Source organism: Lysobacter sp. (assembly GCA_013141175.1).
Lineage (GTDB): Bacteria > Pseudomonadota > Gammaproteobacteria > Xanthomonadales > Xanthomonadaceae > Lysobacter_I.
The window spans coordinates 2,956,503-2,970,454 of the sequence record JABFRN010000001.1 but is presented as its reverse complement, the minus strand read 5'-3'; the positions used below and the strand labels follow the sequence as shown (position 1 = coordinate 2,970,454).

The 13,952-nt window shown below is 63.9% G+C and carries 9 protein-coding genes; 7 read left to right on the top strand and 2 right to left on the bottom strand.

The window, feature by feature from the left end; all coding sequences use genetic code 11:
- Positions 1–54 precede the first annotated feature (54 nt).
- Complete coding sequence (locus tag HOP03_13025) at positions 55–2,256, bottom strand: S46 family peptidase (GenBank protein NOT89091.1); 2,202 nt, start codon at positions 2,254–2,256, stop codon at positions 55–57.
- 261 nt (positions 2,257–2,517) lie between these two features.
- Here HOP03_13025 and tdh point away from each other — a divergent pair, with 261 nt between their 5' ends.
- Entirely contained in the window at positions 2,518–3,540 is a 1,023-nt protein-coding gene (gene tdh / locus HOP03_13020; protein NOT89090.1) for an L-threonine 3-dehydrogenase, read from the top strand.
- A 64-nt stretch (positions 3,541–3,604) separates the two neighbouring features.
- Here the strand turns inward: tdh and HOP03_13015 are convergent, their stop codons facing one another.
- On the bottom strand, positions 3,605–4,297 hold the full coding sequence (locus tag HOP03_13015; GenBank protein NOT89089.1) for a hypothetical protein: 693 nt from the start codon (positions 4,295–4,297) through the stop codon (positions 3,605–3,607).
- A gap of 225 nt (positions 4,298–4,522) precedes the next feature.
- Here HOP03_13015 and HOP03_13010 point away from each other — a divergent pair, with 225 nt between their 5' ends.
- From HOP03_13010 to kbl, 6 genes are all read left to right on the top strand, one after another.
- Complete coding sequence (locus tag HOP03_13010) at positions 4,523–5,377, top strand: response regulator (GenBank protein NOT89088.1); 855 nt, start codon at positions 4,523–4,525, stop codon at positions 5,375–5,377.
- 73 nt (positions 5,378–5,450) lie between these two features.
- Positions 5,451–5,810: a response regulator gene (locus tag HOP03_13005; GenBank protein ID NOT89087.1), complete on the top strand. Its 360-nt coding sequence runs from the start codon at positions 5,451–5,453 to the stop codon at positions 5,808–5,810.
- Between the two features lie 2 nt (positions 5,811–5,812).
- Positions 5,813–6,307 (top strand): hypothetical protein, encoded by a 495-nt coding sequence (locus tag HOP03_13000; GenBank protein NOT89086.1) that lies wholly within the window; start codon positions 5,813–5,815, stop codon positions 6,305–6,307.
- Between the two features lie 69 nt (positions 6,308–6,376).
- A complete protein-coding gene (locus HOP03_12995) occupies positions 6,377–8,899 on the top strand; it encodes a HAMP domain-containing protein (GenBank protein NOT89085.1) in 2,523 nt (840 codons plus the stop codon).
- Between the two features lie 56 nt (positions 8,900–8,955).
- Complete coding sequence (locus HOP03_12990) at positions 8,956–12,528, top strand: response regulator (GenBank protein ID NOT89084.1); 3,573 nt, start codon at positions 8,956–8,958, stop codon at positions 12,526–12,528.
- Positions 12,529–12,642: 114 nt separating this feature from the next.
- Positions 12,643–13,851 (top strand): glycine C-acetyltransferase, encoded by a 1,209-nt coding sequence (gene kbl, locus HOP03_12985; protein NOT89083.1) that lies wholly within the window; start codon positions 12,643–12,645, stop codon positions 13,849–13,851.
- The last annotated feature ends 101 nt before the right edge of the window (positions 13,852–13,952 follow it).

Genomic DNA, 13,952 nt, shown 5'->3' with positions numbered 1-13,952 from the left:
CGAAAACGGCGGCCGAGGCCGCCGTTTTCGCTTGCGGCGCAAATGCGCCGACAATCACTTCTTCGCAGGCACGCCCAGTTCCTGCAGCAGCTGCGGCGCCGGGAACACTTCCTGCATGATCCAGCGCATGTAGCGCTGATCGAGCGAGATCATGCGATTGACCGTGCCGTCGTACACCCAGTTGGAGCTGACGGATTCCCAGTTGCCGTCGAACGCCAGGCCGACCAGCTTGCCCTGCGCATCCAGCACCGGAGAACCGGAGTTGCCGCCGGTGATATCGAGATCGGAGAGGAAATTCACCGGTACCGTGCCGAGTTTCGGATCGGCCAGGCCGCCGTAGCGCTTGGCGCGGATCGCATCGAGCTGCACCTGCGGCGCATCGAACGGCTCCTGTCCGGTCGCCTTCTGCGCGACTTCCTCCAGGCGCGTGAACGGCAACTGTTTGCTGCCGTCGCGTTTGGCGTAGCCCGTGACATTGCCGAAGGTGATCCGCAGCGAGCCATTGGCATCGGGATACACCGCTTCACCGCGGCTTTTCTTGTATTCGGCCACCGCCTGCAGGAAGACCGGCCGCGCGACCATGCTGTCGCCGGCACGCGATTTGCGCGCCTCTTCCAGCCGCAGCAGCGTCGGCATCATGGTTACCGCATAGCGGATCGCAGGATCCTTGCTGCTCTCGAAAGCCTTGCGGTCCGCGTTCATCCAACGCAGGCGTTCATCGGTGTTGCCCAGCTTGGTGGCGGCGAGCGACTTCAGCACCGCCGAGATCGCCTTGGCATCGCTGCCCTTCAGCCACGCGTCCATCGCCTGGAGACGCTGCTCTTTCGGCAGTCGCACGTACTGATCGAGCCAGTAACGCATCAACTCGCGGTCCATCGTCGGATGGTAACGACGCTCCATCTGCCGCAATCCACCCTCGATGCCAGCGTAATCGCGCTGCTGGAAGCCGGGCTCACGCTCGGCATCGGGTTTGGCGCGTTCGATCGACAGGCGATACAGCTGCACTGCGGCACTCAGCACGCCGTTGCCGCCGAGCCGCCCGAGCACCAGATCGCGTTCGCGGGTCGCCACGGTCTGCGCCTGCAGCGCGCGCAGCGTCTCGTATGCTTCCAGTGCGGGCGGCATGCCGGCCTTGTTGCGCTTGCGCAGCCACGTCAGCACGGCTTCTTCCTGCTTGGCCTTGATGCCGGAGGCGCCCATGCGCTGGAAGCCTTCGAGCTGACCGTCGTAATTCTTGAGCGTGTTCTCCCAACCGCGCACGATGCTGGCGTACTTGACGGCGATATCCGGGATTTTCTTGCCCTCGGCATCGATCATCGCGACCAGTGCCTTGTTGTGGCGACTGACGGTGGGATAGGTCCAATCGGCGGCGTTGTCGAACTCACCGGCCAGCGCATAGCGATTGGTGCTGCCAGGGTAGCCGGCGACCATCACGAAATCGCCAGCGGCAAGCGGCTTGTCGGCGATCTTCAGCCATTGCTTCGGCTTGTACGGCACGTTGTCCGGCGAATATGCGGCGGGCTTGCCGTCGCGACCGACATAGGCGCGATAGAACGCGAAGTCGCCGGTGTGGCGCGGCCACATCCAGTTGTCCACTTCGCCGCCGTAGTTGCCGATGCTGTTCGGCGGCGCATAGACCAGGCGCACGTCCTTGATCTCGATGTTGCGGAACAGACGGTAGCTGGCGCCACCGGCGAAACTGTAGAACTGACAGCGATAGCCCGGAACCGCCTCGCAGTCCGCGACCAGTCGTTTTTCGATCGTGTCGCGGGCGCGGCTGCGCGCCAGCGCGTCCGGCGCCGCCATGATGGTCTGACGTACTTGCGGCGTGACATCGTCGATACGATCGAGCACGAACACCCGCGCATTCGGGCCGGCAGTCAGTTCCTCGGCCTGGGTCGCGGCATTGAAGCCGTCCCTGATCAGGTTCTTCTGCGCCGTCGAATTGAGCTGGATCGCGCCGTAAGCGCAATGATGATTGGTGGTGACGAGCCCCTGAGGCGACACGAAACTGGCGGTACACCCGCCCAGCGATACGACGGCGCCGAGCGGGTCGCCGGCAAGATCACTGAGCTGCTTGGGCGTGAGTTTGAGGCCAGCCGCCTTCAGCGGACCTGAAATTTCGGGCAGTTGCTGCGGAACCCACATCCCTTCGGCGGCATGGGCGGACGGGATCGCGGCGGACGACAACGCACCGGCAACGGCGGTCAGGGTCGCAGCGACAAGAAACGTGGGTGTGGATCCATAACGGCGCATGGCATCTCTCGGGAAATCGGAGCTAAAGAGCATGAGTGTATCGGCAGCCACCGATCGTCACCATGTCCAATGGTCATAGTCGTGCGACGCGCGTCTCGATCCGGCCCCGCTTTTCGAGGCATCGCCCCGGGAACAGCGGCTTTCGACCATACGGTTCTGAATGGCGGATCGTGCACGGTACAAGGCCCGGAGCGAACGACCGCGCGGCGTATAATCCGCGCCCTTACCCCGACCGATGGGCAAGCGATGGCCGCGATGATGATGAAAGCCCTGGTGAAGCGCGAAGCCGCCAAAGGGATTTGGATGGAACAGGTGCCCGTGCCCTCTCCCGGCGCCAACGAAGTCCTGATCAAGCTGGAGAAAACCGCGATCTGCGGCACCGACCTCCACATCTATCTTTGGGACGAGTGGAGCCAGCGTACGATCAGACCCGGTCTGGTCATCGGCCATGAATTCGTCGGCCGTATCGTGGAGCTCGGCCCCGGCGTCACCGGCTACCGCATCGGTCAACGCGTGTCCGCCGAAGGTCACATCGTCTGCGGGCACTGCAGGAACTGCCGCGCCGGCAAACAGCATCTCTGCCCGAATACCGTCGGCATCGGCGTGAACCGCAACGGCGCCTTCGCCGAATACATGACGATGCCATCGAGCAATCTGTGGCCGATCCCCGACCAGATCCCCAGCGAACTGGCCGCGTTCTTCGACCCTTACGGCAACGCGGCGCACTGCGCGCTGGAGTTCGATGTCGTCGGCGAGGACGTGCTGATCACCGGTGCCGGCCCGATCGGCGTGATGGCCGCCGGCATCTGCAAACACATCGGCGCCCGCAATGTGGTGGTCACCGATGTGAACGATTATCGTTTGAAGCTCGCTGCGGACATGGGTGCGACCCGCGTCGTCAACGTCAGCAAGAGTTCGTTGAAGGAAGTGATGGCGGACTTGCACATGGAAGGCTTCGACGTAGGCCTGGAAATGAGCGGAAATCCCGGCGCTTTCAACGATATGCTCGACTGCATGTACCACGGCGGCAAGATCGCGCTGCTTGGCATCCTGCCCCGCGGTGCCGGAATCGATTGGGACAAGGTCATCTTCAAGGGGCTGACCATGCAGGGCATCTATGGACGCAGAATGTATGAAACCTGGTACAAGATGACGCAGCTTGTGTTGTCGGGCTTCCCACTGGGCAAGGTCCTGAGCCACCAACTGCCGATCGACGAGTTCCAGACCGGTTTCGATCTGATGGAGTCCGGAAAATCGGGCAAGGTCGTCCTCAGCTGGAACTGAAGAAGGGCGCCCTGGGGCGCCCTTCCGTATTCACGGCCGTACTGCAGCCGCGTGATGCGCTGGATCAGCCGCCGAACGCGAACGTCACCACGAACTTGTCTTCGGCATTATCCTTGCCGAAGATGGCTTCGCCGTTGTTGTCGGTTCCGATGTAGCCCAGACCGACGTTGACGGGACCGAAATCGCGGTTCACACCGACCGAGTAGTCCATGTAGTTGTCGAGCGGACCACTGTTGGACGTATAACCCAGACCTGCAGTGAGGTTGATGTCGTGGCCAACGCCCCAGCTCCCGCCCACACCGGCATAGATGCTGTTTTCGCTGGTATTGAGATAGTCGTTGGTGTAACCGAGCGTGACCGTGTAATCCTCGGCGATCGTGGCCTTGCCGATCAGTTCGTTGTAGGCGTAATCGACACCGGTGGGTTCGCCGACATAGTTGTAGCGGACCAGCTGCACGTCGAGGTTGACGTTGTCGTTCAGATCGCCGTTCCAGCCGACGAAGGTGTCGATTTCGGCATCGGTGGATTCACCGAAGTCGACGTTGGACGCCCAACCGCCGACATAGATGCCGTTGGAGAAGCTGTAGCCGGCACCGAGTTGGATGGCAGGCTTGTCGTCGGTCTGAGAAATACCGCGGAACATGTATTCGGACGTGGCTGCAGCATTCCAGTTGAAACCGGAACCATCGTCTTCCTGGGCTTGGGCCGCCAGCGGCATCAGTGCCAGCAACGCCAGCGAAATCATCTGTTTACGCACAAAAACCTCCTCAGGTATATGGGTGTACGGGGGGGAGTGGATGCCGCTTCAGGCTGCATCGCAACGAGATTAACTCATATTTAACTCGCCGAAACCCCTCAGCAAATTTGATGCCAGCAACAATTCAGCCACCACCTGTTGATTAATTGGCATCAAACTTGCTCAATATCCCGAACACCCTGCAAAGGATCGCGGGCGTCCCCTCCCAAGTGAATGAGACATGGTATGACCTACTCGGTAGCGCTTTGCGGATTGACCGCCCGGGACTCGCGGCTCCTCGAAATCGTGATCAACCGCGCAAACAGCGGGCGACATACCTTCCACGCATCCCAGGCCGAAAACGCGTCGTCTCCCCGTGTCGCCATCGTCGACGCCAGCTCGCCGCTTTCCCTTGAGATGTACCAGAGTCTCCGCCAGCGCTGTCCGAACCTGTTGGCGGTCACGATCTCGGACCACGGCATGGCGGGCGATACCCGTTACCGGATCGAGCGCAAGTCTTTGTTCCTGCAGGTCATGCGGGTCCTGGAAGACTTGGCGGAGCATGAATTCACCGGGACCAAGGTCAGCTCCCATCCCACATTGACCGCACAGCAGACCCAAACCGCCTCGTCGCTGGCCGCCGCCACCGACAGCGCCTTCGTCGCCGGCAAGGCCGGGCAGCCGCAGCCGCTCAGCGCCCTGGTCGTCGACGACAGTTTGACCGTGCGCGAACAGATGCGGATGGCGCTGGAGCGCCTGGGCATCGCCTGCGACCAGGCCGACAGCGCCGAAGCGGCCATGCAGTTGCTGCAGCACAACAGCTACAACCTCGCCTTCCTCGACGTGGTCATGCCCGGTACCGACGGTTACGAGCTCTGCCGCAAGATCAAGCACAACAGCTACACCCGGCTGATGCCGGTCCTGATGCTCACCAGTCGCTCTTCGCCGTTCGACCGCGCCCGCGGCGCGCTCTCGGGCTGCGACAGCTATCTGACCAAGCCGATCACCTGGGACACCTTCAGCCAGGCGGTCGACAAGGCGCTGATGAAGCACTTCCGCAACGACCGCGCGCAGATGATCGCCCGCGGCTACCGGACCTGATACCGACCCGCGATGCCATCGGCGCAACGCGATGCTTTCCCCTGTTCACGCGCTCCCCAAGGATTCAACACCCATGCCCAAGATCCTCATCTGCGACGATTCCGCCGCCGAACTCGCCAACCTCCGCAGCATTCTCACCGACGCCGGCTGGCATTCGGTCACCGCCTCCAACGGCAGCGAGGCCGTGCAGAAAGCCGCTGTCGAGAAACCGTCGCTGATTTTCCTGGACATCATCATGCCGGACATGGACGGCTACGAAGCCTGCCGGCAGTTGCAGTCGAACCCCGACACCAAAGCGATCCCGGTGGTGTTCGTCTCCAGCAAGAACCAGAAGGCCGACCATATCTGGGCGAAGATGCAGGGTGGCAAAGCGCTCATCGGCAAGCCTTACTCCGCCGACCAGATCCTCGACACACTGAAGGCCTACGGCTGAGCATGTCCGCATCCGGAACGGCCATTGCGGGATCGGAGCCGGCGGCGCAGGTCATCGCGCCGCGCATTGCGTTCCGTCCGCATCGCCAGTTGCCTTGGCTGCTGCTGCCGGAAGGCGTGCCGCTCCAGGTACTGATCGAAGCCGCACCGGTCCGGGTCCCGAACACGCGGCCCTGGTTCCAGGGCGTGGTCAGCCAGCGCGGCAACCTCTTGCCGGTATTCGACCTCGCCGGTTGGGCCGGTTTGCCGGCCGAAACCGACACGCGTCGACAGGTGGTCGCGATCGGATTGGGCGCACAGGCCTGCGCGATGCTCTGCGCCACCACGCCAACGCTCCTGGCCATCGGCGCCGAAGACGCAACACCGACCGAGGACGGCGCACTCTCGCCGTTTCTCGGCCGGAGCTACACCAGCGCCCTGGGGAGGGCGCGCGAGTTCGATATCCAGCGTTGGCTCGCAACCACTGCGCGGCAGATTTCCGGCAACGCGGCCGCCTGAACACCGCGGACCAGGCGCGGCACCGCACACCGACACGCATCCAGACTTTCGCTTTCGAGGGGACACTCCATGGCCAGCTCTTCATCTTCCTTCTTCGGCAGTATCCGTGGGCGACTCATCGCCGGTACCGCGGCGCTGGCGCTGATCCCGCTGATCCTGCTCGCGATCGTGTTGGGCTACTACGCCAGCCGCCAGTCGGCGAGCGCGCTGAACCAACGCGGCTACGACCAGATGGCCTCGATCCGCGCCGGCAAGCAGGAGGAAATCAAGGCCTACTTCGACAACGTCGCCGACTTGATGCGTACCGTGTCCAATACCGCCGAAGTGCAGCAGGCGCTGCGCGACGGCATCGCGATGCAGCCGAAGATGGTCGCGACCACGGACCTCGAGCAGGCCAAGGCCGCATTGAGCGATTATTACCGCAACGACTTCGGCCGCCAGTTTTCCGTCCGCAACCCCGGACAGCGCACCGACATCTCCGAGGTCGTCGCGAAACTGCCGCCGCAGACCCTTGCGGCGCAATACGCCTACATCGCCAAGAATCCGAATCCGCTCGGCAAGAAGAACGATCTCGACCAGTCGGGCGACGGCTCCGCCTATAGCGCGATGCATCCGCGCATCCATGCCTATGCACGCCGCGCGGTGCAGGATTACGGCCTGTACGACTTCTTCCTCGTCGATGCCGAGACCGGCTTCGTGGTCTACACCTACTTCAAGGAACTGGATTTCGCGACCAGCCTGCGCGATGGCCCATGGGCACAGAGCGGCCTGGGCCAGGCCTTCTCCAAAGCGATGTCGGCGAAGAACAGCAACGATGTGCTGATCACCGACTACGCGCCGTACCGTCCCTCGTACGACGATCAGGCATCGTTCGTCAGCACGCCGATCATCGAAAACGGGCGCACCATCGGCGTCTTCATCGTGCAGCTGCCGATCGACCGCGTGAACCAGATCATGACCTTCAACGACAAGTGGAAGGATGTCGGCCTGGGCGACTCCGGCGAAACGTATCTCGTCGGCCCCGACAAGACGCCGCGCTCGATCTCGCGATTCATGAAGCAGAACAGCACGGGTTTCGTCGAGCTGATGCGCGGGCTGAAAACGCCCCAGAACAAACTCGCCTCGATGGACTCGCGCGATTCCAACGTCGGCCTGATGACCGTCGACACCCGTGGCGTGCAGAGCGCGCTGGCCGGACAGAGCGGCACCGCGGTGTATCCGGACTATCGCGGCATCAACGTGCTGGGTTCGTACGCGCCGCTGGATATCCTCGGCCTGCGCTGGGTCATTCTCTCCGAAATCGACGAAACCGAGTCGAACGCGCCGGTCACGGCGCTGCAGCGCGGTATCGCCGTCGTGGGCCTTTTCACGCTGTTGCTGGTGGGCCTGATCGCATTGTTCGCCGGTCTGCGACTCGCCCGCTCGATCAACGTGCCGCTGTCCCAGGTGCAGGACACCGTCGCCAAGGTCAGCGCCGGCGAACTCGACGCCCGTACCCGCATGCAATCGAACGACGAAATCGGCCAGCTCTCGCAAGCGTTCGATGCCCTGCTCGACGATAAAGTGTCGGAACTCGCCCGCGCGCAGCAGGAGAACGAACAGCTCAACAACTCGGTGATCGAGATCATGACCTCGGTCGCGCAGCTCGCGCAGCGCGATCTCAACGTGAAGGTCCCGGTGTCGGAAGACGTCACCGGCGTGGTCTCGGACGCCATCAACATGATGACCAACGCGACCGCGCGCGCGCTGCGCGAAGTCAACACCATTTCGGCGCAGGTCTCCGACAGCTCCGGGCGCGTCAAACAGCGCGCCGACAACGTGTACAAACTCGCCGACGAGGCGAGCAACCAGGCGAACGCCGCATCGGCGGAATTGAGCACCACGGCGAACGAACTGCGCAAGATCGGCGAACAGGCGCAGGATGCGGGACGCGAGGCCGAACGCGCGCTGGTCACGACCAACGAAGCGATGTCGGTGGTCCGCGCCACGGTCGAAGGCATCACCAACTCGCGCGATCAGATCCGCGAGACGGAAAAACGCGTGAAGCGACTGGCCGAACGTTCGCAGGAAATCTCCTCTGCTGTCACCATCATCGGACAGATCGCGGAACGCACCTCGGTCCTCGCGCTCAACGCGTCGATGCAGGCGGTGGCGGCCGGCGAAGCCGGGCGCGGTTTCGCAGTGGTGGCGGACGAAGTGAAGCGCCTTGCTGAAAACGCCCGTGAAGCGACCCAGCAGATCGCCGGACTGGTGAGTGCGATCCAGTCGGATACCACCGAAACACTGCAGGCGATGAACGGCACCATCAGCCAGGTCGTGGACATCACCAAGCTCGCCGACCGCGCTGGCGCGCAGATGAACGACAACCGCGAAGCGACCGAAGCGCTGGTGAACTCGGTGCGCAGCATCACGATCGCGACCCAGACCCAGGGCGAAGCCTCGCAGCGCCTGCTGGCCCGCGCCTACGACCTGATCAGCGCTTCGCAGAACACCCTGGAGGAAATCGAACAGCAGCGCGGCGATACCGAGTCGCTGACCGAATCGGCATCGGCGTTGGTGCGGACGGTTTCGGAATTCCGCCTGCCGAGTTGATCCGGCAGCGGAACAGCACCGAAACGACACACGCCACACCGACGAGGAAGTACGCCATGTCACCGCCGCCCGGCAGCGCAGAGACGATCGCGCCAGCGCACTACCGTTCGCAGCTCGACACCCTCGTGTCGCTGTTGCAAGTGGCCAACGCCGTGCCCGACATGGCGGATCCCATCCTGCTCGGGCAGATGGTCGAAACCCTGCAGGAAGGCGCATCCGCCGCGCCCCTGCCCGGCGTCCCGGATCTGCTGCGCAGTTGGAAAGCGGCGCTGCAGGATCTCGGCCGTCGTGGCGACGGCCTGAGTCAGGACGATCTGACCCAGATGACGCTCTGGTTCATCGGCCTGCAGGAGCATGCCGCCGGTCGCCTCGATCGCGAAGGGCGGCAACTGTTGGCGCAGTTGCCGGAAGGCATCGAATGGATGCCGCGATTGTCGCCAAATTTCACCCATGCGATCGCGCGCCGACTCGAAGAAGGCGCGACCGCCGCGGAAATCCCGGCGTCGCCCATCGCCATCGACACGCTGCAGGCGCCTGCGGATGTCGATGCTTTCGTCTTTGCCTTCGATGAGGAAGTCCCTGCGATTGCGGCAGCGGTCGCTGTCGAAACCACGGGATCGCAGGCGCCGTCGTCCACGGAGACCGCAATCGACGATCCTGCGATGGAGCCAACGACAGGGGCCGGGATCGCTTCTGGCGATCTCGCGCTCGCCTTCACCGAAGGCGCGCTTTCGCAGGACTGCGGCACGCCGACGATCGAAGCGGATCAGTCGCCGATCTGGATCGGTCAGGAAGAACTCGATCTCACCCGCCAAGCCATCGTCGAGCAGGTCCTTCCGCTCGCGCAGGCATGGTCCGAAACGCCGGATGCGGACGCCAATGCGCCCATCGTCGAAGAACTCGCCTACCAATGCCAGCTCATCGTGAACGTGCTGGAATTGATCGGCACGCCGGTGCTCGCGCAGGGCATGGCTGCGGTCCACGACAGTATCGAACGCCGCGACCCCGCAGTGCCGCCCGAACAAGTGGCGATGTGGTGCGGCGCATTGTTCGGAGCGATCGAACAGCCTGGCCACGATGCTGCCGACCTGCTGACCTCCGTCGCACCGGCACTGCCTGAGCTGGACGACGCCTGGGCGCGCGCCCTGCACGACGAGATGGCGAGGATCGTCATCGGCTTCGATCCGGCATTGATCGCGCAGCGCAAAACCCTCGCCACCGTCGAAGACATCGGCCTTTCGCCAGCGGAAGACGTCCTGCCGAATGTGCTCGACGGCATGTTCCGGGAACTGCCGGGCAATACCGCGCGCCTTGGCGCTTCGGTCCGTGCGCTCGCCGACACCCGTTCGCCCGAACCCATCGACGAAGCCCGCCGCGTGGCGCACACGCTCAAGGGCGATGCCAACACCGTGGGTATCCGTGGGCTGGCGAACATCACCCACGCGCTGGAAGAGATCCTGATCGTACTGGCGAAGCGGCCCGATCTGCTCAACGACGATTGCGCCGAATTGCTGACCTCCGCCAGCGACGGTGTCGAAGAAATCTCCGACCACCTGCTCGGCCGGGGGCGTGCACCGGACAACCTGCTCGACCTCTATCAGCACATCCTCGACACCGCGAACGCACTTGCCGATGGCGCCCAGGCGCCACAGGCAGCCGCGCCGCGCGCAGAACAGGATCGCGCGGAATCCAGCCCCACCGACGTCGTCCTGCCGGTCGTTCCGACCGATGACGCATTGCCGGCCATGTCGCCGGTCATCGCGCCCGCGATCCCGACCGAAGACACCGGCATGGCCGCCAGCGGCATTCAAAGCCTCAACGTCCCCAGCACGCTGCTCGACGAACTGCAGCGACTGGCCGGCGAAACGCTGGTGACCTCGCGTCAGATCGACCAGCAGCTCGATGGCCTGGGTACGATTCAACGCGACCAGCGACAGGGCGTTCGCTATACCCATGAACTCATGGGCCGACTCGACGATCTGGTCGCGCTGCGCGGCGCGGCACTGCAGTCCACCGCACAGAAAGCCGGCGCCGATCTCGATCCTCTCGAGATCGACCAGTACAACGAACTGCACGTGATCTCGCGCCAGCTGCTGGAAGCGCATGCCGACAGCAGCGAATTCCAGCGCCGCATCGAACGCATCATGAATGCGCTGTCCGACCTGCGCAGCGAACAGGAACAGCTCAATCGCGACCTGCAGCGCACCATCCTGCGCACGCGCACCGTGCCGTTCGGCCAAGTCTCGCAGCGCCTGCAGCGTATCGTGCGCCAGACCGCGAAACAGGTCTTCAAGCAAGTACAGCTCGAGATCATCGGCGAGGACATCCCGGTCGACGCCGAGTTGCTGGAACGCATCGTCGAACCGCTCGCGCATCTGTTGCGCAATGCCATCGATCATGGCATCGAGACGCCGCAGGAGCGCCTCGCCGCCGGCAAATCCGAACATGGTCATATCGTGCTGCGCGTGGGTCTGCAGGGCGACGCCGCGACCATCGAGCTGCATGACGACGGGCGTGGGCTCGACCTCGAAGCGATCCGTGCGCGCGCCATCAGCGCCGGCCTGCTCGGCCCCGGGCAAGCGATCGACGAACGCCAACTCACCCGCCTCATCCTGCTGCCGGGTTTCTCCACCCGCAGCACCGCCTCCGAAGTCTCGGGGCGCGGCATCGGTATGGACGTGGTCAACCAGCGCATCGCCGCACTGCGCGGCACGCTCGCGATCACCACCGAATCCGGCCACGGCACCCGCGTGCAACTGCGCCTGCCGATCACCCAGACCCTCGCCAACGTCATCGTCGCCCGCGGCCAGCGTCAGGTCAGCGCAGTGGTGGCGGCATCGGTCGAACGCGTCGTCAGTTTCGCCGCTGGCGAATGCAGCTACGACGACGGCCAACTGCGCGTCGCACTGGATGGCGAGGTCCTGCCCGCATTGCCGATCGAAGCGTTCTACGACGAATCGGCCGACTTCTCGATGTGGGTCGGCACGTCCGGCATCGGCCTCTACGTTCGCGATGCGGACGGCAGGGGCAACGTGGTGCTCGTGCGCGGCATCGACGAAGTCCGCAGTGTCGTGGTCAAACCGATCAGCGCCTACCTCCCGCCGATTCCCGCGGTCCGCGGCATCACCCAGCTCGGCGACGGTGGCCTCGCGCCGGTGATCGATCTCGACGTACTGCTGCAGTCCGCGCAGCAAAGCCACTTCGATACGGCGGATCTTTCGCTGACGGCGGCGCCCGTGACCCGTGTGGTGGTCGCCGACGACTCGCTCAGCGTGCGTCGCGCACTGGAACAACTGATGCAGGACGCCGGCTTCGAAGTCGCGACCGCGCGCGATGGTTTCGAGGCGCTGGCGGCGATCCAGGCCAAACCCACGCATGCGCTGCTGGTCGACCTCGAGATGCCGCGCATGAACGGCCTGGAAGTCACCCGCAACCTGCGCAATCACGCCGAGACCCGCGACCTGCCGGTGGTGATGATCACTTCGCGCGCGACCGACAAACACCAGACAATGGCGGAACAGGCCGGCGTGACCCGGATGCTGGGCAAACCCTTCTCCGAAGACTCGCTGGTGATACTGGTGCGGGAACTGATCGCCGAAAACGCAGCGGTGGGCACCACTGCCGACTGACATGGCCGGGCTTTCGGGGCCGGCCTCTGCACCGAAGCGAACCCCGATACTCGAGCCCCTCCCGCAGCGGCGGCCGATTTACACTAGGCAGCTCGCCCACTGCGATCCGCTGCCATGTCCGAAGCCACTCCGCCCCTCACCCGCCGATACGCTGACGAACTCGACACCATCCGCGCGCAGGGGCTGTTCAAGTCCGAACGGATCATCACCAGCCCGCAGTCGGCCGAAATCCGGCTCGCCGACGGCCGCATGGTGCTGAACTTCTGCGCCAACAACTATCTCGGCTTGGCCGACCACCCCGACATCATCGCTGCAGCGAAAGACGCCCTCGACACCCATGGCTTCGGCATGGCATCGGTACGCTTCATCTGCGGCACGCAGGATCTGCACAAGCAGCTCGAAGCGAAAATCGCCGATTTCTTCGGTACCGAAGACACCATCCTGTACGCCGCCTGTTTCGACGCCAACGGCGGACTGTTCGAACCGCTGCTGGACGAACACGACGCGATCATCTCCGATGCGCTCAATCACGCTTCGATCATCGATGGCGTGCGCCTGTGCAAGGCACAGCGCTTCCGCTACGCCAACTGCGACATGACCGATCTGGAAGCGCAGCTGCAGGCCGCCGATGCGGCCGGCTGCAGAACCAAACTGATCACCACCGATGGCGTGTTCTCGATGGATGGCTTCATCGCGCCGCTCGACGACATCACGGCGCTGGCGAGGAAGTACGGCGCGCTGGTGCATATCGACGAATGCCACGCCACCGGTTTCCTCGGTGCGAATGGCCGCGGCTCGGCCGAAGTGAAGGGGGTGATGGATCGGATCGACATCTTCACCGGTACGCTCGGCAAAGCGATGGGTGGCGCGCTCGGCGGTTTCACCACCGCCAAGCGCGAAGTGATCGAAATGTTGCGCCAACGCTCGCGGCCGTATCTGTTTTCCAACTCGCTGCCGCCGCACGTGGTTGCGGCGGGCATCCAGGCCTTCGACATGTTGTCCACCGCCGGGGATCTGCGCGAGCGACTTGCCGACAACACCCGTTATTTCCGCGAGAAGATGACCGCCATCGGTTTCGATATCAAACCCGGCGTGCACCCGATCTGCCCGGTGATGCTCTACGACGCGCCGCTGGCGCAACGTTTCGCCGAGCGGCTGCTCGAAGAGGGCATTTACGCGATCGGCTTCTTTTTCCCGGTCGTGGCGAAAGGCCAGGCACGCATCCGCACGCAGATGAGCGCGGCGCATACGCGGGCACATCTCGACCGCGCGATCGACGCGTTCACCCGCATCGGGCACGAACTGGGCGTGGTCGGGCGTTAGCCTCGATCCAGCGCCACCTTGCGCTCGACGGTCTATCGTCCATCGAGACGGTAGCGATCATTCGTTCCCAGCCCATGGAACGACATACCCACCACTGCGCT

What these genes read in the sequence shown, in the direction of transcription:
- HOP03_13025 (NOT89091.1), bottom strand. Translation starts at nt 2,256, where the DNA reads ATGCGCCGTTATGGATCCACACCCACGTTTCTTGTCGCTGCGACCCTG.
- tdh (NOT89090.1), top strand. Translation starts at nt 2,518, where the DNA reads ATGAAAGCCCTGGTGAAGCGCGAAGCCGCCAAAGGGATTTGGATGGAA.
- HOP03_13010 (NOT89088.1), top strand. Translation starts at nt 4,523, where the DNA reads ATGACCTACTCGGTAGCGCTTTGCGGATTGACCGCCCGGGACTCGCGG.
- HOP03_13005 (NOT89087.1), top strand. Translation starts at nt 5,451, where the DNA reads ATGCCCAAGATCCTCATCTGCGACGATTCCGCCGCCGAACTCGCCAAC.
- HOP03_13000 (NOT89086.1), top strand. Translation starts at nt 5,813, where the DNA reads ATGTCCGCATCCGGAACGGCCATTGCGGGATCGGAGCCGGCGGCGCAG.
- HOP03_12995 (NOT89085.1), top strand. Translation starts at nt 6,377, where the DNA reads ATGGCCAGCTCTTCATCTTCCTTCTTCGGCAGTATCCGTGGGCGACTC.
- HOP03_12990 (NOT89084.1), top strand. Translation starts at nt 8,956, where the DNA reads ATGTCACCGCCGCCCGGCAGCGCAGAGACGATCGCGCCAGCGCACTAC.
- kbl (NOT89083.1), top strand. Translation starts at nt 12,643, where the DNA reads ATGTCCGAAGCCACTCCGCCCCTCACCCGCCGATACGCTGACGAACTC.